Source organism: Lysobacter sp. M15, from assembly GCF_022662515.1.
Taxonomy (GTDB): Bacteria; Pseudomonadota; Gammaproteobacteria; order Xanthomonadales; family Xanthomonadaceae; genus JAKPBU01.
In genome coordinates this window covers 58,520-80,240 of record NZ_JAKPBV010000011.1, presented here as the reverse complement: position 1 = coordinate 80,240, position 21,721 = coordinate 58,520, and the positions used below count along the sequence as shown (strand labels likewise).

Genomic DNA, 21,721 nt, shown 5'->3' with positions numbered 1-21,721 from the left:
GAGGCAGTCTCGGGGATGGAGGGTCTAGCCCACGCCCCACAGCAGACGCGCTTCTTCGGCGATGACGTCCGGCAGCTCTTCGGGCCAGAACAACTTGCGGCCAGCCAGTTCGCGCACGCCCCGCGAGTTACCCACGGTGCGATGCAGATAGTCGGCAGCCTTGGGCGAGAAGATGTCGTCGGCCATGCCCCAGACGATGCGCACGGGCGCACGGCGCTGGCGCAACCCGTCTTCGACGCCGGCCAGCGGGTTGGGCTCGAGCGCGATTGCGTAGGCGTTGGCCAGCGCCTTGCGCCGTGGCGAGGACAGCAGCGGCGCCAGATAGGCGTCGATTGCATCGTCGGTCGGATGCGCCGGGTCGACATAACACAGGCCGCCGATGCCGTCGGCCGAACGTGCCAGCGCCTTGTCGGCATGCCAGGGCGCGAGCCACTGGTCGACGAACTTGCCTTCCTTCGCCAGCGAGATCACCGGCTGCAGCGCCTGCACGGGATAGTCGGTTTCGGTATCGCAGTTGGCCAGCAGCAGCGAGCGCACGCGCTGCGGATGGCGCACGAGCAGCAGCTGCGCGACCGCGCCGCCGCTGTCGCTGGCGACGACGTCGACCGCGGGGACGCCGAGGGCGTCGAGGAGGGCGACCAGCATCGCCACCTGGTCGTTCGGCGCCACGCCCTGGCCTTCGGCGACTTCGGTCTCACCGAGGCCGAGAAAATCCGGGGCAATGCAGCGGCGGTACGGCGACAGCCGCTCGATCGCGCCGCGCCACTGGAAACTGCTGAGCGGAAACCCGTGCAGGAACAGCGCCGCATCGCCGCGGCCGTGTTCTACGCAGGCGATATTGCCCATCGCGGTGCGCACATGGCGTCGCGCGGCGCGGAACGCGACGATATCGAAGGGGTGACCGCTGCCGGTTTGCGCGGCGGCTGTCGTGGCATCGCGCGTGTGCGCGAGGGCCTTGGGCATCGCTCCAGCCGCGAGCGCGGCGCCGGCAATGGCGAGAAAATCCCTGCGAAGCATTGTCGTGTCCTTTGCCGGAGGCGGCATGTTGGAGGGCCGCAAGCCTGGGCGTCGCCTTGCATGCCGGCAATGCCCTCGCAGGTCATGCCGCCATGACCTCGGACGTCATATTTGGCCACCTCCTGGACCGTTATCCCGGTTCCGGATTTCCGAGCCGTTTGGCCGCCCCACCTACAATGGGTCACTGTCGCCGATCGGCCTTCCGGTCGACCGCGCGCATGCGCATTTGCGCGATTTCCTGCGCATCGACATCGACGCGGCTCGGATGAACGAACTGCGGGCGCAGTTCGGATCACTGGTATCGACGGACGATGGCAGGCGGACCTGACGTAGGGCGCCGCGGCGGCCATCCATGACAGGGGAAACGCCGGTAAGGAGGGCCTGGCCCGCCTTACGAGCGGCTGGTTCCAGGTCTGTCCTGGGCGTGTCCTAGGGCATGGCGGGAGCTGCCGCAGCAGCGGCCGGGGCATCGTTGTTCCACATATCCCGGATGATCATCCACTTGCCGCCATCCCGTCGCCAAATCTCTGCGTACTTGCCGGTAACGACCGTTTTGCCGTTCGCATCGAGTACCGCGAAGGTGCCGGTATGCCAGCCGAGATCGCCCGATGTCCCGGTTGTCGAGCCGCTGCTGAGATCGGAGAGAGTGATACCCGCGGCCTTGGACGAAGCGATGTCCTTGTTCAGGAATTCTCGAATGGCTGCGTGACCGCTGGCGGCGGGAGCGTCCGGCGGCATAACCATGGCGTCTTCGGCATACAGGGCGAGGATCCGGTCGAGATTGCCGGCGTTGTAGGCCGCGATCCACTGGGCGGTGCCGGCACGGAAGGTAGCGTCGGGCGATGAATCATCGCCCGCCGAGACGATGGACGCCGCCGCCAATGCCAGCAGGCCGCAGCAAAGCAGTGCCGCTTGTTTCAGGATGTGCATGGGAAATCCTTCCAGCGTCTGAGGGCGCGGGGTGCGGATGCGGACGCTTAACGCACTGCGTGAACGCGCCGGTCGTCGACGATCGGCCATGGCGGCGAACAAGCCCGGCGCGCCATCCGGGACGGCGCACCCAAGGGGTTGAGCAGGCCCTGCGCGATTTCAGCCGTCCGCGGCGATGTCACGATCCAGGTCGGCGTCACCGCCCCGCGACCGCATGCGCTTGGACGCATACATCGCGCGGTCGGCATGCGCCACCAGGGCGTCCGGGTCGCTCCCGTCTGCGGGAAAACAGGCGATCCCGATGCTGACATCCAGATGCAACTGACCATCGGCCAGTTGGAAGGGCGGGTTCAGGCGGGCACGGAGCGCGTTGGCCAGGACGCGGGCGCATTCGGCGTCGCGGCAACCGGGCAGCAGCGCGATGAACTCGTCGCCACCCACGCGAGCCACGAGATCACCCTGGCGCAGCGCCTGCTGCAGGCGCTGTGCGACCTCGCGCAGCAGGCGGTCGCCGGCGTCGTGGCCGCCGCGATCGTTGACTTCCTTGAACCCATCAAGGTCCAGATAGAGCAGGGCCAGGCCATCGCCCGTCTGCGCGGCGTGCGCCATTGCGTACTGCAGTTCGCGCTGCAGCCGGTGCCGGTTGGGCAGCCCGGTCAGCGCGTCGTGGGCCGCGAGATGCTCGAGGGCTTCCTCCGCGCGGCGCAGTTCGGTCACTTCTCTGGCTACACCGATGCGTACACCATAGTCGGGAAGCCATCGCGCAGACCATTGGATGTCCACGCTGTGACCGTCTTTGTGGATGTAGCGATTGCGAAAATGCTGCTGCAGTCCTGCCTCCATGACCTGGTTCGCGGATTGAACGGTGGCCGCGCGATCGTCCGGATGAACCAGATCGAACGTCCGCAAACCCAGCACTTCGTCGGGGGTGTAGCCGAAGATGTGTTCGAAGCTCGCACTGACGAACAGGAAGTATCCCTCGGCATCGACCACGCACACCGCATCGGGCATCAGGTGAAGGACGTCGGCGAGCGGAGGCAGCTTCGAGTGCATGGGATTGCCGGAGACGTCGTGCCCGGCTGTAGCGTCGCGAAGATGGACGGTGATGTTAGCGCGTGGCGTGCAGGCAGGCTTCATCGCTGACGTCGATGGACCAAGGATCGAGCGGTAATTCCGAGCGGTTTTGGGGAGAGACAGGCGGCGAAACACAGGCCGGAGTGCACTTGCCGCGGCCGCCGCGGCGCCACCTACAATGGGTCACTGTCGCCGATCGACCACTCGGGAGCCGCCATGTCCACCGATCCCTTCGATCCGCTGCTCGCCCGCGCGCATGCGCATGCCAGCGATTTCCTGCGCGAACTGCCGCACCGCTTCGTAGGCGCACGGGCCGGTCGCGAGGAGATGATCGCCGCGCTGGACGCGCCGTTGTCGCAGCATGGCGAGGACCCCGGCGCGGTGATCGATCTGCTTGCGCAACAGGCGCAGCGCGGCGTTTCCGGCTGCGCCGCACCGCGCTATTTCGGCTTCGTCATCGGCGGCTCGCTGCCGGTGGCGCTGGCGGCCGACTGGCTGGTGTCGACCTGGGACCAGAACGCCGGCATCCACGTGATCTCCCCGCTGGCGGCAGCGATGGAGGAAATCGCGGGCCGCTGGTTGCTTGAACTGTTCGATCTGCCGCGCGGCAGCGGGGTAGGGTTCGTCACCGGCTGCCAGATGGCGCATTTCACCTGTCTTGCGGCAGCCCGCCACGAGGTATTGCGCAGGGTGGGCTGGGACGTGGAAGCCGAGGGGCTGAACGGTTCGCCGCGCATCCACGTGGTCGCCTCGGAGGATGCGCATATCACGCTCGACGTGGCACTGCGCTACCTTGGCCTGGGCACGCGTGCGCTGGTCCGCGTGGAGGCCGACGGGCAGGGCCGGATGCGCGCCGATCGCCTGGGCGAGGTGCTGTCCGCACTCGAGGGGCCGACCATCGTCTGCGCGCAGGCCGGCAACGTGAATACCGGTGCCTTCGATCCGCTTGCCGAGATCGGCGAACTCGCGCGCATGCACGGGGCATGGATGCACGTGGACGGCGCTTTCGGCCTGTGGGTGCGCGCCAGCGCGGAACGGCGCGGGGTGGCCGACGGTATCGAACTGGCCGATTCCTGGGCGACCGATGCGCACAAGTGGCTCAACGTGCCCTATGACAGCGGCGTGGCCATCGTGCGTCATGCCGAAGCGCATCGTGCGGCGATGACCGTCGCCGCGGCCTACCTCATCCAGACCCGCGGCGCTGAACGCGACGCGGTGGACTGGGTGCCGGAATTCTCGCGTCGCGCGCGCGGCATACCGGTCTACGCGACGCTGCGCGCGGTGGGACGCGATGGCGTCGCCGACCTCGTCGATCGCTGTTGCGCCCGCGCCCGGCAGTTCGCTGCCGTACTGGGAGGCGAACCGGGCGTGCGCATCCTCAACGACGTCGTCCTGAACCAGGTTCTGGTGCGCTTCGGCGACGACGACACGCTCACCCGCGAAGTCATTACCGGCGTGCAGCTCGATGGCACGTGCTGGGCCAGCGGAACCACCTGGCACGACCTGGCCGCCATGCGCATCTCGGTCTCGAACTGGGCCACCAGCGAGGCCGACGTCGACGTCAGTGCTGCCGCGATGCTGCGCGTCTTCCGCGAGCTGCGCGCGCGACGCTGATCGAACTGCGCAAGGCCGCGGCCGTGCCGGCCACTGCCGTCGGGAGGCGCAAGAATCGGATATCCATAGGACTGCATCCGCCATAGGTTGGGCGCGACTCCCGATCCCGCGGCCCCGCCCATGGCGTTCGCACCGCTTGCCCTGCTTTTCGTGCTTGCATCACCGGTCTTTGCCCATGTGCTGCCCGTCGGAAGAGGCATCGCGGAGCATGCGGAGCCGTTCTGGTTAACGACCCATGGGCCGGCAACGATCGATCGCATCCACGTCGAGCTGGTCAGGGGCGAGGTCGAAGTCGTACGCAGGCCCGGTGCGATCCGGATCGACGCGTGGAAGCGGGTGGGCAGACGCCGCGACGCTGCCTTGAGGATCCATGAAATGCGGAGCGGACACGCGCTGCGTGTCTTCGATGCCTATCCACCGCCGCGTGGCGCATCGCGCGAGTGCCCTCCGCCGCACGCGGAGCGTGGCGCGTTCTGGGACAGCGACAGCGCGGTCAAGGTCGTCGTCTCCGTTCCGGAGGGCGTGGCGGTCAGTGCCTTCATCATGGCTGGTGACCCGGAGCGATAAGACCGAAAGACGCAGTCGTGTGCATGGAGGTATCCATGAAGATGGCAGTGAAATCATGGAGATCCCGACGCAGACTACTGTCGCAGGTGCAGTACGGTACGCATCCCCCCGAGCATCGCCTGCGAGGATGTCGCCAGCGCTGCGGCGAGATCGGCCGGGCTGGACGCGGCCTCACCCGACAGCCAGGCTACGATCGGCGAGAACATGCCATCGGCCAGGGCGTGCGCGGCCAGCCGGCGGGGAAGCCGCAAGCGGGCGCTCCCGGCGAGCTTGAGTCGGTCTTCCACCTGGCGCATCAGCGCGCTGCGGATCACCCGCAGCGCGGCGCCCTGCAGCAGGCTGCGCGCCAGGGCGCGGTTGTCCCAGAAGTGCGCGAGCAAAGCTGCAACCTGCGGCACGCTCGCCTTGCCCGCGGGCAGATCGGCGAGCAGCGAAAGTGCGCCATCCATGCTGGCAGCGAGCAGGGCATCCTTGCCGGCGAAGTGTTCGTAGAACGTCGAGCGGCTTACCCCCGACGCCTTCAGGATGTCGTCGATGCGGATCTCGTGGTAGCGCCGCTGCTGCGCCAGCAGGGTGAAGGCGGACTGTAGCGACTCGCGGGTCCTGCGCCTACGGGGATCGAGGTCATGCGGAGCCTGGCCCATGCCGGCAGTGTCCCACGGCATCGGGCGGACAGATGCCGTCGATTGTCCGGAAACTGCGCCGTTCCACTTGCTACCGTGTGCCAGCCGGCGATGCCTCGTCGCGGCTGCCAGCTTCCCCATGCGTCCGGACAGGCCCATGCCCAACCTGAAAGTCTCCGATCTTCGCCCGTTCATTCCCGCCAGGGACTTCGCGCTCTGCAAGCGGTTCTATTCCGGCCTGGGCTGGGAAACCCGGGATGTCGCGGACGGACTGGCGTTGGTCACACTTGCGGACCAGCAGCACTTCTACATCCAGGACTATTACATCAAGGAGGTGGCAGAGAACTGCATGCTGCACCTGACCGTGGCCGACGCGCAGGCCTGGCATCGACACGTGGCGTCCGTGCTGCAGGGCAACCGGTTTGCCGGCGCGCGTGTACAGCCACCCCAGTTGCAACCGTATGGGGCGATCGTGACGTTCGTGCACGATCCCTCGGGCGTGCTGCTCCACCTGTGCGAATGGACGCACGCTGCGCATGCGCCTCCGCGATCCGCGTAGGGCAGGATAGGGCCCGCCCTGCCAGGTAATCGTCAGCCGTTGGCGCTCGAGGAAACCGTATCGGTCACAGCCGCCGCCACAGGTTGATTGCCAGGCACACCAGGCCCAGCAGCACCGCGCTTGCGCCTGCGGCGATGACCGGCTCCAGCGTGGCCTTGCCGGTGACCATCAGGCCGAGGCCGGCCATGAATACAGGCAGGCCGAGGTTGTGCAGCCAGAAGTGGGCCACGGCCAGGCGCGTGCCTGCGGCCGCAGGGTAGGCACGGTAGACCACTCCCGCCATGGCGAGCGTCAGCCACCCGGCCAGCAGCACGTGCGCATGCACCGGGGTCAGGCTGAAGTCCTGCGACATGCCCATGTACATGCCCAGGCCAGCGCCGAAGACCAGGTAGAGGGCGGCGATCTTGATGAAGCGTTCGGACACGACGGGGTTCCTCGCAGCGGATTCGCCAACAAAACGCATCTCCGCGTGCGCGCCGGCCACGGCAGGGCACAGGTCGTCGTTTCAGTTGGAGCACTGGCGTGCGCAGGAACAGGGCAGGGTGCGATCAGACCCGCCACGGCGTCTTCCTTTCGCAACCCGGATGTGGAGCGACGGATCGCAGCGCCGGCACCGGCGCCGCGATCGGCCTGTGTCACATCACATGCGCGAGATAAAGCAGTTCAGGCTGGACCAGCCGCTCGAACTCTGCGTAGGGCATCCGTACCGCATCGGTATGCGAACCGGCGTTGAACGCGATCTCGGCCTCGCCGGTCAGGCGTGCATCGACGTACACGGGAATGCCGTAGAGATTGCCGAACGGCGGCATCGCGCCGACTTCGCAATCGGGAAATGCGTCCTTGAACTCGTTTTCCTCCGCGAGTTCGACGACCGCGCCTCCCAGGGCGCGCGACAGGCGGGTGAGGTTGGCGCGATATGCGGCCGGCATCACCATCATCGCCAGGCTGCCATCGACCTTGAGCATCAAAGTCTTGGCGAAATTGCGGTCGCCGACATGGGCCGCATGCGCGGTCTGCTGGGCGGTGATGGTGCGGTGGTGGGTCAGCGCGGTGTAGGGCGCATGGCGCTCGTCGAGGAAATGGTGCAGGCGCGGGGAGAGCATGCTCGCCTCCGTTCGGTACCGCTGGCCATCCCGCGTCGCGGTGCCGTCTGGTGGGTGGATGCGCGCATCCGGCGTCGCATCGCGACGGCCTGCGCGGGCAGGTGCGCAGCCGCAGACACAGCATACTCCTGTGGGTCAGATCCGTCCCGGCGCGTCGCGCCGCCCTGCGATCGCATTGCCCGATTTCACCACGACCGTTGCTCGGCAGGTCCCTTGGTCCCATGACGCAGGGGCACGTCCGCCAATGCGAGAATGCCGCCCCCGCTTTTCCCCCAGGTGCCCATGAAGACCCCCGCCGCGCTGCAGGCGCTGATCGACGACGGCGTGATCGACGCCGTTCTGCGTCCGCTCAAGAGCGGCAAGGAAGCGTCGGTCTACGTGGTACGCAGCGGTGAGGACGTGCGCTGCGCGAAGGTCTACAAGGACATGGCGCAGCGCAGCTTCCAGCAGCGCGTGCAGTACCAGGAAGGCCGGAAGGTGCGCGGCAGCCGTGAAATGCGTGCCATCGGCAAGGCCACCAAGTACGGACGCAAGCAGCAGGAGACCGCCTGGAAGAACGCCGAGGTGGAAGCGCTGTACCAGCTGCGCGACGCTGGCGTGCGGGTGCCCGAACCGTACGGCTACTTCCACGGCGTGCTGGTGATGGAGCTGGTGGTGGATGCCGATGGCCATTCCGCGCCGCGGCTGGGCGAGGTGGAGCTTTCGCACGACCAGGCCTGCGGTTTTCATCGCTTTCTGATGCGTCAGGTGGTGAAGATGCTATGCGTAGGCCTGATCCACGGCGATCTGTCGGAATACAACGTACTGGTTGCGCCCGATGGCCCGGTGATCATCGATCTGCCGCAGGTGGTCAGCGCCGCCGGAAACAACGCCGCGCGCACGATGCTGCTGCGCGACGTCAACAATCTCACCGCCAGCCTGGGCGCCTGGGCACCGGAATTGCTGGAGACCTGGTATGGCGAGGAGATGTGGGCCTTGTTCGAGGCCGGCGCGCTGCGGCCGGACAGCGAGCTGACCGGTGAGTTCGCGCATGACGAATCGGCGCCCGATATCGATGGCGTGCGTCACGCCATCAACGATGCGCGCGAAGAGGCCTTGATCCGCCAGCAGGGCCGCGAGGCTGCGGCGCAGGAGGTTTGAGACGACGGTTGGGGGCGTGCGGACTGGATCGCGGGCGTTCGGTGCGCCCGTTCCGACGGCCCATGCGCTGAAAATGAACCCGAACGGGCTGTTCCGCCCTCTTTTTGTTCCCAGACGCCTGGAAACGGCCTTGTCCGGTGCTGCGGGCGCATACTGGCGCACGCCCAACGGAGTCAGACTGCATGCAGCACCAGATCGCCATGTTCAAATTCACGCTGGGTAACGGCCAGAGCATCGGGCCCGCGGCATTGCAGAGCCTGTGGCGGCGCTGCTGCGGGACGTCCGAGGTGAGCGTGGGGCGGGATACGGTCTCCAGCGGCAGCCGTGGGGTGACGTATTCGCTGTATGCGCCCCAACACCTGCCCGACCTGGAACGGGTGGAGATGCGCCTGCGGCGCATGCTGGAAGAGGACAAACTTTCGGCTTTGCTGATACCGCTGCATCGCGTCTAGATGGTCGGCAATCGAAAGAAGGAGCAGGGCAGGCGGGGTCACTTGGACTGCTCGAGGCTCTTCGCGGTCAGGTCGAGTGTTTTAGTTCCACCAGTGCGAGCGTCGACGCGAACCAGTTTGAGGTGCGGCCCCTGGCCCGTCGTTTTCTGATCCGCAGACGCAGGAGGCGGCTCGCTGCCCAGCAGCACCAGATCCTGCTCTTTGGGCATGACCGCATGCAGGTCATCCATCGGTAGCACGACGCTCCACACCGGCTTGCCCACCGGGCCCGAGACCCGGGTCAGCTGCAGGCGGCCTTCCTTGCCCAGTTTGTCAGCGTGCAGCACCAGTACGCTGTCGGGCTGCCGGTACCACAATGCCTGGTCGTGCTTGCCGCTGTCGCGCAGCAGGCCGGCGCGCAGGAAACCCGGCGCGTCCGGCAAAACCTCGTAAGCGCTGAACTGTGGCCGCGTGCCCCAGTTGTCCGGCCATTCCCGGGGCCAGTCCGGCGGTGCGGCCGACACCCGCACGACGCGCGCGGCCCACAGTCGATACGGCTGCGGAGCTGGTTGGTGGAGCGGGGGAGGCACGTGATTGGCCTCCAGAAACTGCTGCATCGCGCCGGGTCGTTCACCGGGCGCGCGCCCGGGCACCACCGGCGGGTTGCGATACAGCTCGGCTTCCTGCTCGGTCATCAGGCCCAGCCAGCGCTCGCCGATGGGCAGCGCACGGGTCATGAACGTCGAGGAGGCGCCGCGCGCGTAATCGGCCGGCGGCACGATGCCGCGTGGGTCGCGCACCGGCGTGTCGCGCGGGGCCGCACGCAGGCCGTTCGCGTCGATGCGCCACTGGCTGGCGTCGGACAGGGTGAGCTGCAGACCGTGCCTGCCGAAGGCGATATAGCCGGGATCGTTGACGCGTTTGCCGGCCATGGCCGGATTGGCTGCATCGATGCGGGCGCCGTCAGCGACCACGTTGCCATCGACCAGCGATACGCCCAGCGGCCCATCCAGGGTCAGCCACAGGGTTCTGCCATCCACGCCCAGCAGATCGAAGCTGCGCAGGTCGACGCCCGCGCGCTGCGCGCCTTCCAGCGTGCGCAGGCGCTTGCGCCAAGCCACCGTCGCCGTGGTTGGGTCGATGGCCCACAGGTCGAAATGCAGCAGCTCGCGTCGCGAGGGCCTGCGGCTGCGCCGATCTGCGATGCGGGTAATGGTTTCGGACTGGCTGCTTATCAGGTAGACGCGATCGGCGCCGCCTTGGGCCGTGCGCAGTGGTGCGGACTGGAACAGGGCCGGCTGCAGTTCGCGCACCTCGCCGGTGGTGAGCAACTCGCGCAGCTCCGCGTCATCGCCTTCGCGCAACAGCAGGAGCCCGAGCGAACCCAGCACGACCAGCGCGATGACGCCCACCCCCGCCAGCAACCTGCCCAGCGCGGGGTTCATGGGTGGTCTCCGCGCATCGTGCCGTGGAAATATCGATCTGCATCCGCCATGGTGGACAACAACGGAGTCGTCGTGCGCTGCAGGACAGCTGCGCGAGCTTTGCCCTCACACACCCGGATGCGCGAGACGCGACGCGCGTGCGGGGGCACACTCGGAAAAGCGTCCGGCACAACCTGGAGCACACCCTAGGTCAAGGGCCTGCGCATGGTCGTTAAGGTAGCCGACTGCGAATTTCTGCCGGTCGCGACTATCGGCGGCCGTGATGTCCACCTTCAAGGAGATGCTTCTTCATGACGGATTCCACCTCTGGCGCTTCCGGCGCGACTTCCGGCTCGTCGGGCGCTGCGGATGCAGCAAATGCAGCGCACACTGCGGACGAAGCAGCGCAGCAAACCGAGACGGCGATCAGTGCGGGTTTCGATGCCGAGGCCGCCGCCGCCGACGCGCAGCGTGCCGCGGCCGCCTGCGATCCGGCAGCGGCGCAGGCCGCAGCAGAGCGGGCCGAGGAAGCCGCCAGCAAGGCGCAGGCCGCCGCCGAGGCCGTCGCGAATGCCGTCGAATCGAATCCGTCGCTGGCGTATGGCGACAAGGCGCTGCAGGCCGCAAACTCCGCCGCTGGAGCGGCTGTCGAAGCAGCTGCCGCGGCGCGCGCGGCTGCCAACGAGGCGACGGGATGCCTGATGTCGCAGTCGCAGCCCAGTGGCCCGACCCATGCGCTCTCGCTGGACACGATCAACCAGCTCGGTGCGATGCCGGTGCATCGCAGCGGTGACGTCGCGCCCTCCGCGTTCTCCACCTATGCCGACGTCGCGTTGAATACGTCGACGGGCTGGCGACAGGCCGTGCGCGGAACAGGCCAGTGTGGCGCCGTGCGGATGGGAACACGCTAACGGAACGGGTCCGGAACAAAACGAGCCGTGGAACAACCGGAATACAGGGCAACAGGCCAGAGCCGGAGCCTGCATCCGGCAAGGACGCGGTCTCCGGCACCGGCGTCGCGATTTACTGCGCGCGCTTCTTGTAGGTGATCTCCATCATCTTCGCTTCCTTGCCGTCTGGGCCGGGCGCGTACATCTCGAATACCTCGGTGTCCTTGTCGCTCCAGCGGCTGGTCATGCGCGTCGTCACCGGCTGCTTGGTCACGGGATCGTGGTAGGTGCCGGTGTAGGTGCAGGCGAGTTGGGCGTCGCAGCTGCCCTGGCTGACCATCAGGCCGGTGGTCATGCTGTCGTTCCACGTCGCCCAGTGCTTGCCGGTGACGTTGTCGAAGCCGTGCAGGCCCTGGCCGGTGAAGGGCTGGCCCATCATCTGTGAGGTCACTTCCTCGACCAGCACGCGGTCGCCCAGGATCATGCGGCGAGTGGCCGTGCCGGCTTCGGTGCTGGGTTCCGCGCCCGGCTCGTTCCAGCTCTTGATGGTGAGGTCGTAGCTGCCGGCCATCGAAGCGAGTTGCTTGTGCTCGGCGCCGGGCGTGCCTGCCTTCTGGTACGCGGCCATCATGGCCTGCATTTCCGGCGTCATCTGCGGCGCGGCGGTTTCCTGCGCCATGGCTGGCCCGGCCAGCAGCAGAGCCGTGAGGGTTGCGAAAAGCGGGTGCTTGCGGATCATGCGGAGCCTCCTCGAGCTGTCAAAGGGTGGACTGCGCGCGGGAGTATGCGCCCAGGCGGGCGGGTCGGGATTGACGGCAAGCTGGATAGAACAGGCCTTGTCCCAGGTGTGTAGCGAACGCATGCGTGCAGCCTGCTGGGATCACCCCCACCCGGCCGCCGCAGCGCCCTCAGGCGGCCACGTGCCTGGAAAGGGACTGCAGGATTTCGCTCAGGCGATAGGGCTTGGCGACAAAATCCACGCCCTGCGGCAGGCCCTCGATCCAGCTCTCGGCATGGCCCGACGCCAGCACGATCTTCAGCCCGGGGTGGATGTCGGCCGCCCTGCGGGCCAGGTCCACGCCCGACAGCCCCGGCATCACGACGTCTGAAAACAGAATATCGATGCTCGCGTCGTTCTGGATCTTCTCCAGCGCCTCATCGCCGTTGCTTGCGGTGATCACGCAATAACCCTGGTCGGTAAGCGCCTCGGAAACGACGTCGAGGATCGGTTTGTCGTCATCGACCATCAGCACTTTCACCAGCTTCGCGCTCTCGTCAGGGCGGACGGTTGCCGCCACCGGAAATGCCATCGTCACGTTCGTCCCCTTGCCTGGTGTGCTGTCGATCGCCACCGTTCCTCCCAGGTGCGACACGGTGCCGTAAACCTGGCTCAGTCCGAGCCCGCTGCCTTTTCCTACGGCCTTGGTGGTGAAGAACGGATCCATCGCCCTGGCCACCACGTCGGCGCTCATGCCGCTGCCGTTGTCGCGCACGCCGACCACCACGCTGCTTGTGCCGCCGGCGGTGGTTCGCACGCGGGAAGTGACCTGTATCTGGCCTCCGTTCGGCATCGCATCGCGGGCGTTGATCACCAGGTTGAGCAGGGCGGCCTCGACCTGGGTGGCATCGATTGCGACCCGTGGCAGACCGGGTTCGAGATCGAAGGTGAGCTGGATGCTGACATCGCAGGCGCGCCGCAGCAGCGGTTCGCTGGCCGTGATCACCGCGTTGAGGTCCTGGACCTTGGCGCGGGTGAGGTCGCCACGGGAGAACGCGAGCAGTTGCTTGGTGAGCAGCGCGCCGCGGTCCGCAGCGCGCTGGGCGACGTCGGCCGAGCGGGCGATCTTCTCGACGTCGCCGGCGCCGGCCACGATCCGGTCCAGCGAATTGGTGATCACGGTCAGGATGTTGTTGAAATCGTGCGCCAGGCCCAGCGTCAGGCGGCTGACGGCTTCGGCCTTTTGCGACTGCATGAAGGCTTCCTGCGCCTCCTGCAGCGCAAGGCTTGCGGCACGCCGCTCGGAAATGTCGCGGGTGACCTTGGCGAAGCCGATCAACTGTTCGCCATCGTGGATCGGATCGACGATCACGCTGGCCCAGAACCGGGTGCCATCCTTGCGTACGCGCCAGCCTTCGCGCTCGTACCTGCCTTCGGCCGCAGCGGTGCGCAGTGCCCGTTCCGGCTCGCGGTTGTTGACGTCTTCGGGGGTGTAGAAGATCGAGAAGTTGCGGCCCAGGACTTCCCGCGCCGTATAACCCTTGATGCGTTCGCCGCCGGTGTTCCAGCTGGAGATGGTGCCGGTGGGGTCGAGCAGGTAGATCGCGTAATCGACGACGCCGTTGATCAGGATCTGGAACTGACGCGACTCGTCCAGCTTCGATATCGAGTCCAGCCCCATGTCGCCCCCCGTCAACTGCCAGCGGCGCACCCTAGCAGCGGGGCGTCGACGGGCAGTGAAGGTGGCGTTTGGGCAAGGAACGGAAGGCGGAGCCGATCATGCGACGATACCGGGTGCGCCGGCTCGCTCCCGGCTCAAAGCATCGCGTCGGGGTTGGCTGGCTTCGATCCCCGGCGCTCAGCGCGGCAGCCGTCCTTACCGCTTGTCCAGTGAATAGCGTCCCGGCCCGGCCACGATCAACAGCAGCAGCCCGCCGGCGATGCTGAAGTTCTTGTAGAAGTTGATCATGCCGTCGTACTGCATGGTCGCCGGCATGTTCCAGTACGGGTGACCGATCACTGCAGCGAGCAGGGTGTAGAACGCAAGCAGCAGGGCGAGCGGGCGGGTGTAGAAGCCCACCGCAATCGCGATGCCTGCACCCAGCTCTACCGCCACCGCGATGATCGTCATCAGCGAAGGCGCCGGCAGGTCGGTCGAGGCCATGTAATCGGCGGTGCTGGCGAAGCTGGTCAGCTTGCCCAAGCCGAATTTGAGGAACAGGATCACCAGCAGGATGCGGGCGCAAAGCAGCAGCCCATCCTTGTATTTCAGGAACAGGGTGTAACGCATGGTCGCCTCCCCGGCCTGCCGGCCGATTATCGCGAATGGGTCCGTCCTGCGTCGGCTCCCCCTGTGCCTGGTGCGAACGGTTCGACGCAGAGCCGTCCGGGTTCGATTCTACGCGCGTAGGCGCCGCTCCGGGGCACGTCGGTTAGTGCCACCCGTGCCCGCTGTCACGGCCCACGTTGGATCGCAACTGCTGGCGCGGTCGTCACGGGTTAGCATCGCGGCCTCGACCCGCGCCTTATGGAGCAAGCCATGGATACCTTCGCCCATACCCACGTACGTTTCCGTCATACCCTCGTCGCTGCGATCTGTGCGTCGCTGCTGGTGCCCGCGCTGGCGCTCGCGGCCGAACCCGATCTTGCTGCGATCCAGCGTGCTGTCGCCGGGCAGCACGACGCGTCGGTGAAACGCCTGCAGGACTGGATCGCGTTGCCGTCCATCGCCGCCGAAGATCTGAACTCGCGCGAAGGCGCCGAGTACATGGCCAGGCTCGCGCGCGAAGCCGGTTTCCAGAAAGTCGAGATCCTAGACACCGATGGCAAGCCGGGCGTGTTCGCCACGCTCGATGCCGGTGCGGCCAAGACCGTCGGCCTGTACTTCATGTACGACGTCAAGCAGTTCGATCCCAAGGAGTGGAGTTCGCCGCCGCTGGAATCGAAGATCATCGACAAGCCCGGCCTGGGCAAGGTGCTGGTCGGGCGCGGCGCGGTGAACCAGAAGGGCCCGCAGACCGCATTCCTGTCGGCATTGCACGCCATACGCGACGCCAAGCAGCCGATGCCCGTGAACCTGGTGCTGGTGGCCGAGGGCGAGGAGGAAATCGGTTCGCCTCACATTGGCCAGCTGGTGCACCGGCCTGAGGTCGAAGCCGCGTTGCGCGACACCGTGGGCGTGTTCATGCCAGCGGCCTCGCAGGACACCGAAGGCAAGGTCGGCATCAGCCTGGGGGCCAAGGGCGTGGTCGAACTGGAACTGGTCGCGAGCGGGGAGAAATGGGGCCGGGGCCCGAAGAAGGACATCCATTCCTCGCTCAAAGCGATGGTCGACAGTCCGGCCTGGCGTCTGGTCAAGGCACTCGACACCCTGGTCTCGGAAGACGGCAACACGATCACCATCGACGGTTACCCCAAGGCGCCGCCCATCAGCGCGGAGGAAAAGGCGATGATCGCCGCCTCCACGCAGCTGCGCAGCGAGGCGAAGGCGAAAGAACAGTTCGGCGTGGCGCACTGGATCGACGATCTGTCGTGGCAGCAGGCCAACGAGCGCCTGATCTCCCAGCCCACGGTCAACATCCAGGGCCTGGTCGGCGGCTACACCGGACCGGGCGGCAAGACCATCCTGCCGCATCGCGCGCTGGCCAAGATCGACCTGCGCCTGGTGCCCGGGATGAAGAAGGACGACGCGGTCGCCGCGCTCAAGGCGCACCTGGCCAAACGCGGCTACGGCGACATCGAGGTCAACGTGAGCGGTGGTTACGATCCCACCAGCACCGCGCTGGACGCGCCGCTGATCCAGGCGCAGCGGACGGTGCTCGAGCGCCGCGGATTGAAGCCCTATCTGTCGCCGCGCAACGCCGGTTCGTATCCGGGCTTCGTGTTCACCAATCCGCCGCTCAGCCTGGCTTCGGGGCATTTCGGCCTGGGCCATGGCAGCGGTGCGCACGCGCCGGACGAATATCTGCTGATCGAATCGAGCAATCCGGCGGTGCAGGGCTACGACGGCGCGGTGATGTCCTTCGTGGAATATCTGTACGAGTTGGGGCGCTGACCACAGGAGTGCGCGAGCGGGCGCACCCGGCGCCCGTCGTACCGGGGTCGCGGCGCGCAGCCAAGGCCCCTTGCATGGAATCAATTCTCTGATTAAAGTCAGAGAATGGATGAAGGCCAGATCCAGCAGGTCCGCAGCTTCAACCGTGCCCTCACCCGGCGGATCGGCGTGCTGGGCGACAACTACCTGGAACGGGGGCGCCCGCTCGCCGAATCGCGCTTGCTGTTCGAGATCGGCCGCGACGGCGCGGACGTGCGCGAGCTGCGGGCGCGGCTTTCGCTGGATTCTGGCTACCTGAGCCGGTTGCTGCGCGCGCTGGAGGGACAGGGTCTGGTGAAGTCGCACCCCGCTGCGGCCGATGCGCGGGTGCGGCGCGCGACCCTGACGCGCAAGGGCCTGCGCGAGTTCGAGGCGCTCGACCAGCGTTCGCAGGGGCTCGCGATATCGCTGCTGGCGCCGCTGGGCTCCGCGCAACGCGCGCGCATGATCGAGGCGATGGCAGAGGTGGAGCGCCTGCTGCGCGCGGCCGCGGTGGTCATCGTGCCTGCGGACCCCGATGGCGCGGACGCGCGCGCGTGCGTCGATGCGTACCTGGGCGAACTGGACCGGACCTTCGAGAATGGTTTCGACCCGGCGCAGGGACCATCCGCCAAGCCCGAGGAACTGGTGCCGCCGGTCGGCCTGTTCCTGCTTGCCCGCCTGGACGACGAGGCCGTGGGCTGCGCAGCCTTGAAGCTGATTGCCCGCGGCGTGGGCGAGATCAAACGCATGTGGGTGGCGCCATCGGCACGCGGACTCGGCGTCGCGCAACGGCTGCTGGAAGCGCTCGAGCAGCATGCGGCGGCGACAGGCTTGCGCACACTGCGCCTGGACACCCATCGATCGCTGGAAGCGGCGCGTGCGATGTACCTGCGCAACGGCTACCGCGAAATCCCGGCGTACAACGACAACCCCTATGCCCATCACTGGTTCGAGAAGCGGATCGGGCCACAGCGCAGGGCCTCGTGAACACCGCCGCCTCCGTCGCCGTTGCGCTGTCGTGACGAAGGCTTGGCCTGGCGCCGGTGATTCACCGGGCTTCAAGGTGCGGCGCGCAACACTCCCGACCTGCCTCGAGTCGGAGTTCCCATGACCCGGACCGCAATCAGGAAAAAGGTCGAAGCGTTCTTCAAGCGATATGCCGCAACCTACGCCCGCGCCCTGGCCGACAAACCAGGAGTGGACAAGGCGGTGACCCGGGCGTTCGCGGACTACTTCGTCGAAGCCAGCCCGGCGGGGGTCCACGGCGGCAGGAACGGCGTGGTCTTCCGCCTGATGGCGCGGCGTGGATTTGCCCGCTACCGCAAGATCGGGGTCGAATCGATGCTGATCGATGCACTGGAAGTCACGCCGCTCGACGACCTGCATGCGATGGCGCGCGTGACCTGGGATTCGCGCACCCGCAGACGCAGCGATGGCCGGCTGGTGCGGATCAGGTTTACGCACTACTACTTCCTGACCCTGCTGGGCGGCAGCGTGCGCATCTTCGCGTACGTGGCCACCGACGAGCAGGCGATCCTGCGCAGGCACGGCTTGATCTGAGGCGTAGCCGTCGCGGTAGCGTTACATCACCGCGAGCGAAGAGTTGCCGAAGTGTCCGGGAAATTCCTCGCGGATCTCCAGCTTGCGCTCGATCGACTGCAGTATCTTTCCGGCGAAGTTGGCCTTGGCCATCTCGCTGCACGAGTGGAGGTTGCCCGGGCTGAAGACATTCACTTCCAGGATGGTGTCGCCGATGATGTCGATGCCGACCAGGAACATGCCATCCTCGATCAGCTTGGGCCGGATCAGTTCGGCCACGCGCAGCTGGCGCTCGGTGATCCGTATCGGCTTCGCGGTGCCGCCGGCGTGGATGTTGCTGCGGATGTCCTCGTCCGAGCCGACCCGGCGCATCGCCGCGTACTTGCCGTCGACTTCGAGCGGCGACCCGTTCATCAGGAACAGGCGGATGTCGCCCTTCTCGGCCTCCGGAACGTACGCCTGGGCGATGATGTAGCCGTCGCGGCTGATCGCTTCGATCATCTGGTTGAGGTTGGCGGCCGCCTTGTTGTTGACCAGGAACACGCCCTGGCCGCCGGAACCCTGCAGCGGCTTGAGCACGACCTTGCCGCCGTGCTTTTTTGCGAATTCCTTGATGTCGTCGGGAAAGCGCGTGATCAGGGTCTCGGCGCGCACCTCGCGCGGGAATCCCTGGAAGTAGAGCTTGTTGATCGCGCGCGACAGGCTGGACGGATCGTTGAGGACCAGCACGCCCTGCTGCGCGGCCAGACGCCCGAACTGGATACCGATGTCCTCGGCCCAGGGGCGTTCGTTGGCGTCGCGGGAGGGATCGTTGCGCAGCATCAGCACGTCGATATCGCCGACGTCCACCAGGCGGGTCTTTTGCGTGCCCTGCAAGGCCTTCAGGAATGCGGTGAGCGCGGCCGGCTTGGCGGTCGGCGCGCCGGACCTCGCCGACGGCTTCGCCTTTGCCGTGCTCTTGCCGGTCTTTTTCGAGGCCTTATTTGCCGTCTTCTTCGCGGTCTTGGTCGCCTTGCCGGCGACCGCCCGACTGGGTCGCGTCGGGGCCTCGATCCTGCCCGCGAAGCGCGCGTGCACGCGCATGGTGTCGTCCGGGCTCAGCACGAAATCCCCCGGGGTGATGTAGCAGACTTCGTGCCCGCGGCGCGCGGCCTCGTAGGCCAGCACCGTGGTGGTGTATCGCGGGTATTCGTCCGCCATGTCGTTGACGAAAAAGGCGATCAGCATGGCGGACCCTCCCGGATGAGGTCGATGAAGGCGGTGCCGCTGCGGATCCGTTCGAGCTGGCGGCGGGCGATGGGGCGGGTCAGGAACTCGGGCGTGGCCAGCGGCGCGCGCAGCAGTCCGCGCTGCTGCAGTTCGTCGACCACGGTCACGTGGTGCTCGGCGATCTTGCCGAACCAGAACGGCGCCAGGTCGTCTCCGCGCGCAACGAACGCAAACACCTGCTGGAGTCCGCGCAGGTAGATCGCGTCCTTGGTCAGGCCGCCCGAACGGAAGATGCGGGCGACGATGTTGAACCCCGCGCGCGGGGAGAAATCGTGCTGCTCATGCAGGATCCGGTAGCAGTCGACGAACCCGGCGCCGGACAGCATCGCTTCTACCACCAGCACGCGCGCGGCCAGCAGTCGCAGGCGCGCATCGGTCAGGCCGTCGACCAGGAACTCGGCGAACACGCCCAGGCCTTCCTGGATACCCTCGTAGTTCGCCAGGCCCGCGCCGAAGATCCCCAGCGGCTGCCGGTTGCCGTTGACCGCGGTGAGCACGTGTACGCCGATCTCGTGCTGCAGCAGGGCGTCCAGCCGGCCGCGCGGCAACCGGGTGGCGGTGGACACCAGCAGTTGCTGGCCGCTCACCATCAGCCCCATGCCGATATCCTCGCGCAGGCAGACCTCGGCCTCGAACTCGGGCAGCCGCCTGCGGTAGCGCGCGATCATGTTCTCGGCGGCGTGGGCGACCGCGTGGCAGTCGAGTGGGGTCGAATCGCGCACCGGGCGCGAACCCGGCGCGACCTGCGCCAGGATCGCGTGCGCTTGGACCAGCAGGTCGGATTCGACCGGTCCGTACTGCAGCAGTGAGGTATAGCGGAAGTCGGCGGTGTTGCGGTTCTGCAGCATCAGCAGCTGCAGGTCGAGTTCGCGCCGCTTCTCGCTGAACAGGGTTTCCAGCACCGGGTCCTCCGCCGCGTGCACGTCGATCGCGTACAGCGCACGTTTGGTCTGCTCCGGGCTGACGGTCAGCGGACGGTAGCGGAAGGTCGGCGGCTTGGCGCACTTGGCGGCCTGGAACTGCTCGAACGCATCGGTGGTGTTGATTGGCGAGACGCTGAGCAGGAAGTCGAACGAGCGGCTGATGCGGTCCAGCTCGCGGTCGATCTGCAGGGCGGCCTCGACCAGACGGCTGCGCCCGAACGCACGGTAATGCAGGGTCTGGGCGGACGCGGTCGTCGCGCGCGCAAAGGCTGCGCATGCCTGCAGCACGGAGTCGAAAGCCGCGGTTTCCAGCTCGTCGCGGATCTGCGGATAGACCCGGTCGTGTTCGCCGCGCACACGATGGATCTGCGGCAGCCCCAGCGACAGCCGCGACAACCCGGGCACCTCGTCGAGCAGCGCAGCGAAGCCGGGTTCCTCCGCGGCATGGTCGACCGGCTCGATCTGCGGCTTGCGCAGGTCGATGCGCAGCTCGGCCAGCGCCTCGCCCATGCAGCGGGCCGCTGCCTGGGCCGCCGCATCGGCGCTGGCGCTGAGGACGAAGCGGAAAGGTTCCAGCCGCGCACTGGCTTCGTCCAGCTGCGGATCGAAGGGCAGGTCGTAGAGCGTCAGCACCAGGAACCGCTGGTCCTCTGCGCGCTGGTGGGCGAGGACGGTGCGCAGGCAGGCCAGCGCTGCACGGTCGGCGTCGGCCGTCGCGGACCAGACGATGTTGGAAGGACTGATCGTCGCGATCCGCCTGGCCAGGCCCATCGCGTCGCCCTCGGGGTGGCGGTTGAGCACGAGGAACGGCAGCGGACGGTCGACATAGGCGCGGCCGGCACCGGGCAGCGCCTGCACCCACGCGGTATCGCGCCCGAACTGCTCGGGTGCCAGCACCTGTTCGCCAGCGCGCGCCCTAGCCACGCAGCAGCTCCCGACAGGTGTCGGCGGCGTACGCGACCAGGCCGCGCATCGCAGCCAGTTCGGCCGGATCGGCCTGACCGCTCCATTCGTCCATGTAGAACTTCTTGAACTCGAACGCGATCGCGCATCCGGTGCCGGGATAGCGCTCGTGCACGAAGCGGGTTTGTTCGCCCTTGCCCTGGAAGGCGACGTTCCCGCGCACGTCGAGGCTGCGACCGTTGAAGTCGAACCCGCGTATCGCTTCCATCAGCGGATCCACGACGAAATCCCACTGCGCCCGCGGCATCGAGAACGTACCGATGTTGATGTCCGGCGCCTGCGCCTGCGGCATGGGGTCGCGATCGCTGCCGTCGCGGCGATGGTTGTAGCTGTGCACGTCCAGCAGCACGAAGCGGCCGTGCGTGGCCACGACATCATCGAGCAGCGCGCCGAGCATCGTGTAATAGCCGCGGTGCAGCCGCAGCGATGCTTCGACCATCGCGTCCGATGGCGGCTGCATCCACACGTCCAGGCCCCAGCACTGTTCAGGCGTGCGGTATACGGCCTGTTCGCGGCTGCGGTTGAGATCCACCTCGAAACGCGAGCGGCACGCGATGATGTGGGTGGGTACGGCCGACACCGCCTGTCCGGTATGCGGATCTTCCTCGCGCAGGCGCTCGGCCTCGGGCAGCCGCATGGCTGCAGAGAGGTCGGCACGAAGACCATGGCCGTCGTGGATCGCGGTGGCCAGGACGCAATCGTCGCTTCGTTGCAGCGTCCACCAGGGCGGGTCGGCAGTGCGTGGCGGGGCGCGCATCGTCGCTACTGTGATCGAAGATGCGTTGACGGTGCGTGTAGAGACGCGTCCGCTACCCCAACCAGCACTGACAGCGGCGTCGCACCGAAAGCGCGCGGCCTATGA

The 21,721-nt window shown here is 67.1% G+C and carries 21 protein-coding genes and 2 pseudogenes; 9 read left to right on the top strand and 14 right to left on the bottom strand.

What is annotated here, in order from left to right; genetic code table 11:
* Nucleotides 1-24: 24 nt before the first annotated feature.
* The 3 genes from MC380_RS08970 to MC380_RS17915 all read right to left on the bottom strand — a co-directional run bounded on the left by MC380_RS08970 (nucleotide 25) and on the right by MC380_RS17915 (nucleotide 3,156).
* A complete protein-coding gene (locus tag MC380_RS08970) occupies nucleotides 25-1,017 on the bottom strand; it encodes an alpha/beta fold hydrolase (protein WP_242164274.1) in 993 nt (330 codons plus the stop codon).
* A 429-nt stretch (nucleotides 1,018-1,446) separates the two neighbouring features.
* A complete protein-coding gene (locus tag MC380_RS08965; protein ID WP_242103625.1) occupies nucleotides 1,447-1,947 on the bottom strand; it encodes a nuclear transport factor 2 family protein in 501 nt (166 codons plus the stop codon).
* A gap of 159 nt (nucleotides 1,948-2,106) precedes the next feature.
* On the bottom strand, nucleotides 2,107-3,156 hold the full coding sequence (locus MC380_RS17915; RefSeq protein WP_343223563.1) for a sensor domain-containing diguanylate cyclase: 1,050 nt from the start codon (nucleotides 3,154-3,156) through the stop codon (nucleotides 2,107-2,109).
* Between the two features lie 81 nt (nucleotides 3,157-3,237).
* Between MC380_RS17915 and MC380_RS08950 the strand changes: the two genes are divergently transcribed.
* On the top strand, nucleotides 3,238-4,635 hold the full coding sequence (locus MC380_RS08950) for an aminotransferase class V-fold PLP-dependent enzyme (protein ID WP_242164272.1): 1,398 nt from the start codon (nucleotides 3,238-3,240) through the stop codon (nucleotides 4,633-4,635).
* Nucleotides 4,636-4,755: 120 nt separating this feature from the next.
* Nucleotides 4,756-5,202, top strand: coding sequence for a hypothetical protein (locus MC380_RS08945; protein WP_242164270.1), 447 nt, complete (start codon nucleotides 4,756-4,758; stop codon nucleotides 5,200-5,202).
* A 74-nt stretch (nucleotides 5,203-5,276) separates the two neighbouring features.
* Here MC380_RS08945 and MC380_RS08940 read toward each other — a convergent pair whose 3' ends face one another.
* A complete protein-coding gene (locus tag MC380_RS08940; protein ID WP_242164268.1) occupies nucleotides 5,277-5,846 on the bottom strand; it encodes a TetR/AcrR family transcriptional regulator in 570 nt (189 codons plus the stop codon).
* Nucleotides 5,847-5,982: 136 nt separating this feature from the next.
* Between MC380_RS08940 and MC380_RS08935 the strand changes: the two genes are divergently transcribed.
* Entirely contained in the window at nucleotides 5,983-6,384 is a 402-nt protein-coding gene (locus MC380_RS08935) for a glyoxalase (protein WP_242103629.1), read from the top strand.
* Between the two features lie 64 nt (nucleotides 6,385-6,448).
* Here MC380_RS08935 and MC380_RS08930 read toward each other — a convergent pair whose 3' ends face one another.
* Nucleotides 6,449-6,808 carry a hypothetical protein gene (locus tag MC380_RS08930; RefSeq protein ID WP_242164266.1) on the bottom strand — a complete coding sequence of 120 codons (360 nt, stop codon included), beginning with the start codon at nucleotides 6,806-6,808 and terminating at the stop codon, nucleotides 6,449-6,451.
* A gap of 211 nt (nucleotides 6,809-7,019) precedes the next feature.
* Nucleotides 7,020-7,487 (bottom strand): YbaK/EbsC family protein, encoded by a 468-nt coding sequence (locus MC380_RS08925; protein WP_242103631.1) that lies wholly within the window; start codon nucleotides 7,485-7,487, stop codon nucleotides 7,020-7,022.
* Between the two features lie 282 nt (nucleotides 7,488-7,769).
* Between MC380_RS08925 and MC380_RS08920 the strand changes: the two genes are divergently transcribed.
* Both MC380_RS08920 and MC380_RS08915 read left to right on the top strand, forming a co-directional pair.
* Nucleotides 7,770-8,627 carry a PA4780 family RIO1-like protein kinase gene (locus MC380_RS08920; protein ID WP_242164264.1) on the top strand — a complete coding sequence of 286 codons (858 nt, stop codon included), beginning with the start codon at nucleotides 7,770-7,772 and terminating at the stop codon, nucleotides 8,625-8,627.
* A 182-nt stretch (nucleotides 8,628-8,809) separates the two neighbouring features.
* Nucleotides 8,810-9,079, top strand: coding sequence for a hypothetical protein (locus MC380_RS08915; RefSeq protein WP_242103633.1), 270 nt, complete (start codon nucleotides 8,810-8,812; stop codon nucleotides 9,077-9,079).
* Between the two features lie 38 nt (nucleotides 9,080-9,117).
* On the opposite strand, the gene MC380_RS08910 is transcribed toward MC380_RS08915, so the two are convergent.
* Nucleotides 9,118-10,503: a PA2928 family protein gene (locus MC380_RS08910; RefSeq protein ID WP_242164262.1), complete on the bottom strand. Its 1,386-nt coding sequence runs from the start codon at nucleotides 10,501-10,503 to the stop codon at nucleotides 9,118-9,120.
* A gap of 290 nt (nucleotides 10,504-10,793) precedes the next feature.
* Between MC380_RS08910 and MC380_RS08905 the strand changes: the two genes are divergently transcribed.
* Complete coding sequence (locus MC380_RS08905; RefSeq protein WP_242103635.1) at nucleotides 10,794-11,393, top strand: hypothetical protein; 600 nt, start codon at nucleotides 10,794-10,796, stop codon at nucleotides 11,391-11,393.
* Nucleotides 11,394-11,505: 112 nt separating this feature from the next.
* On the opposite strand, the gene MC380_RS08900 is transcribed toward MC380_RS08905, so the two are convergent.
* The 4 genes and pseudogenes from MC380_RS08900 to MC380_RS08885 form a co-directional block, all read right to left on the bottom strand.
* Nucleotides 11,506-12,111: a DUF1579 domain-containing protein gene (locus tag MC380_RS08900; RefSeq protein ID WP_242103636.1), complete on the bottom strand. Its 606-nt coding sequence runs from the start codon at nucleotides 12,109-12,111 to the stop codon at nucleotides 11,506-11,508.
* 169 nt (nucleotides 12,112-12,280) lie between these two features.
* Nucleotides 12,281-12,613 (bottom strand): annotated as a pseudogene (locus MC380_RS08895) (response regulator); the annotation flags it as partial.
* Nucleotides 12,614-12,670: 57 nt separating this feature from the next.
* A pseudogene (locus MC380_RS08890) lies at nucleotides 12,671-13,771 on the bottom strand (PAS domain S-box protein); the annotation flags it as partial.
* A gap of 195 nt (nucleotides 13,772-13,966) precedes the next feature.
* Nucleotides 13,967-14,380: a DoxX family protein gene (locus MC380_RS08885; RefSeq protein WP_242103637.1), complete on the bottom strand. Its 414-nt coding sequence runs from the start codon at nucleotides 14,378-14,380 to the stop codon at nucleotides 13,967-13,969.
* 249 nt (nucleotides 14,381-14,629) lie between these two features.
* Between MC380_RS08885 and MC380_RS08880 the strand changes: the two genes are divergently transcribed.
* The 3 genes from MC380_RS08880 (at nucleotide 14,630) to MC380_RS08870 (ending at nucleotide 17,725) form a co-directional block, all read left to right on the top strand.
* Complete coding sequence (locus tag MC380_RS08880; protein ID WP_242164259.1) at nucleotides 14,630-16,144, top strand: M20/M25/M40 family metallo-hydrolase; 1,515 nt, start codon at nucleotides 14,630-14,632, stop codon at nucleotides 16,142-16,144.
* A 105-nt stretch (nucleotides 16,145-16,249) separates the two neighbouring features.
* The gene (locus MC380_RS08875; protein WP_242103639.1) at nucleotides 16,250-17,152 is read left to right on the top strand and encodes a helix-turn-helix domain-containing GNAT family N-acetyltransferase; all 903 of its coding nucleotides are present in this window, start codon (nucleotides 16,250-16,252) and stop codon (nucleotides 17,150-17,152) included.
* 120 nt (nucleotides 17,153-17,272) lie between these two features.
* Nucleotides 17,273-17,725, top strand: coding sequence for a hypothetical protein (locus tag MC380_RS08870; protein ID WP_242103640.1), 453 nt, complete (start codon nucleotides 17,273-17,275; stop codon nucleotides 17,723-17,725).
* Between the two features lie 21 nt (nucleotides 17,726-17,746).
* Here the strand turns inward: MC380_RS08870 and MC380_RS08865 are convergent, their stop codons facing one another.
* From MC380_RS08865 to MC380_RS08855, 3 genes are read right to left on the bottom strand one after another with little or no spacing between them, the layout of a single operon-like run.
* Nucleotides 17,747-18,931, bottom strand: a complete 1,185-nt coding sequence (locus MC380_RS08865; protein ID WP_242164257.1) for a hypothetical protein — start codon at nucleotides 18,929-18,931, stop codon at nucleotides 17,747-17,749.
* Nucleotides 18,925-20,820, bottom strand: a complete 1,896-nt coding sequence (locus MC380_RS08860) for a tyrosine/phenylalanine carboxypeptidase domain-containing protein (protein ID WP_242164256.1) — start codon at nucleotides 20,818-20,820, stop codon at nucleotides 18,925-18,927. The genes MC380_RS08865 and MC380_RS08860 overlap by 7 nt, the downstream gene beginning before the upstream one ends.
* On the bottom strand, nucleotides 20,813-21,616 hold the full coding sequence (locus MC380_RS08855; protein WP_242103643.1) for an N-formylglutamate amidohydrolase: 804 nt from the start codon (nucleotides 21,614-21,616) through the stop codon (nucleotides 20,813-20,815). The genes MC380_RS08860 and MC380_RS08855 overlap by 8 nt, the downstream gene beginning before the upstream one ends.
* Nucleotides 21,617-21,721 lie beyond the last annotated feature (105 nt).

Coding starts and splice junctions, on each gene's coding strand:
- MC380_RS08870 (WP_242103640.1), top strand. CDS start 17,273: ATGACCCGGACCGCAATCAGGAAAAAGGTCGAAGCGTTCTTCAAGCGA.
- MC380_RS08875 (WP_242103639.1), top strand. CDS start 16,250: ATGGATGAAGGCCAGATCCAGCAGGTCCGCAGCTTCAACCGTGCCCTC.
- MC380_RS08970 (WP_242164274.1), bottom strand. CDS start 1,017: ATGCTTCGCAGGGATTTTCTCGCCATTGCCGGCGCCGCGCTCGCGGCT.
- MC380_RS08910 (WP_242164262.1), bottom strand. CDS start 10,503: ATGAACCCCGCGCTGGGCAGGTTGCTGGCGGGGGTGGGCGTCATCGCG.
- MC380_RS08925 (WP_242103631.1), bottom strand. CDS start 7,487: ATGCTCTCCCCGCGCCTGCACCATTTCCTCGACGAGCGCCATGCGCCC.
- MC380_RS08935 (WP_242103629.1), top strand. CDS start 5,983: ATGCCCAACCTGAAAGTCTCCGATCTTCGCCCGTTCATTCCCGCCAGG.
- MC380_RS08965 (WP_242103625.1), bottom strand. CDS start 1,947: ATGCACATCCTGAAACAAGCGGCACTGCTTTGCTGCGGCCTGCTGGCA.
- MC380_RS08885 (WP_242103637.1), bottom strand. CDS start 14,380: ATGCGTTACACCCTGTTCCTGAAATACAAGGATGGGCTGCTGCTTTGC.
- MC380_RS08900 (WP_242103636.1), bottom strand. CDS start 12,111: ATGATCCGCAAGCACCCGCTTTTCGCAACCCTCACGGCTCTGCTGCTG.
- MC380_RS08855 (WP_242103643.1), bottom strand. CDS start 21,616: ATGCGCGCCCCGCCACGCACTGCCGACCCGCCCTGGTGGACGCTGCAA.
- MC380_RS08880 (WP_242164259.1), top strand. CDS start 14,630: ATGGATACCTTCGCCCATACCCACGTACGTTTCCGTCATACCCTCGTC.
- MC380_RS08905 (WP_242103635.1), top strand. CDS start 10,794: ATGACGGATTCCACCTCTGGCGCTTCCGGCGCGACTTCCGGCTCGTCG.
- MC380_RS08950 (WP_242164272.1), top strand. CDS start 3,238: ATGTCCACCGATCCCTTCGATCCGCTGCTCGCCCGCGCGCATGCGCAT.
- MC380_RS08940 (WP_242164268.1), bottom strand. CDS start 5,846: ATGGGCCAGGCTCCGCATGACCTCGATCCCCGTAGGCGCAGGACCCGC.
- MC380_RS08945 (WP_242164270.1), top strand. CDS start 4,756: ATGGCGTTCGCACCGCTTGCCCTGCTTTTCGTGCTTGCATCACCGGTC.
- MC380_RS08915 (WP_242103633.1), top strand. CDS start 8,810: ATGCAGCACCAGATCGCCATGTTCAAATTCACGCTGGGTAACGGCCAG.
- MC380_RS08920 (WP_242164264.1), top strand. CDS start 7,770: ATGAAGACCCCCGCCGCGCTGCAGGCGCTGATCGACGACGGCGTGATC.
- MC380_RS08865 (WP_242164257.1), bottom strand. CDS start 18,931: ATGCTGATCGCCTTTTTCGTCAACGACATGGCGGACGAATACCCGCGA.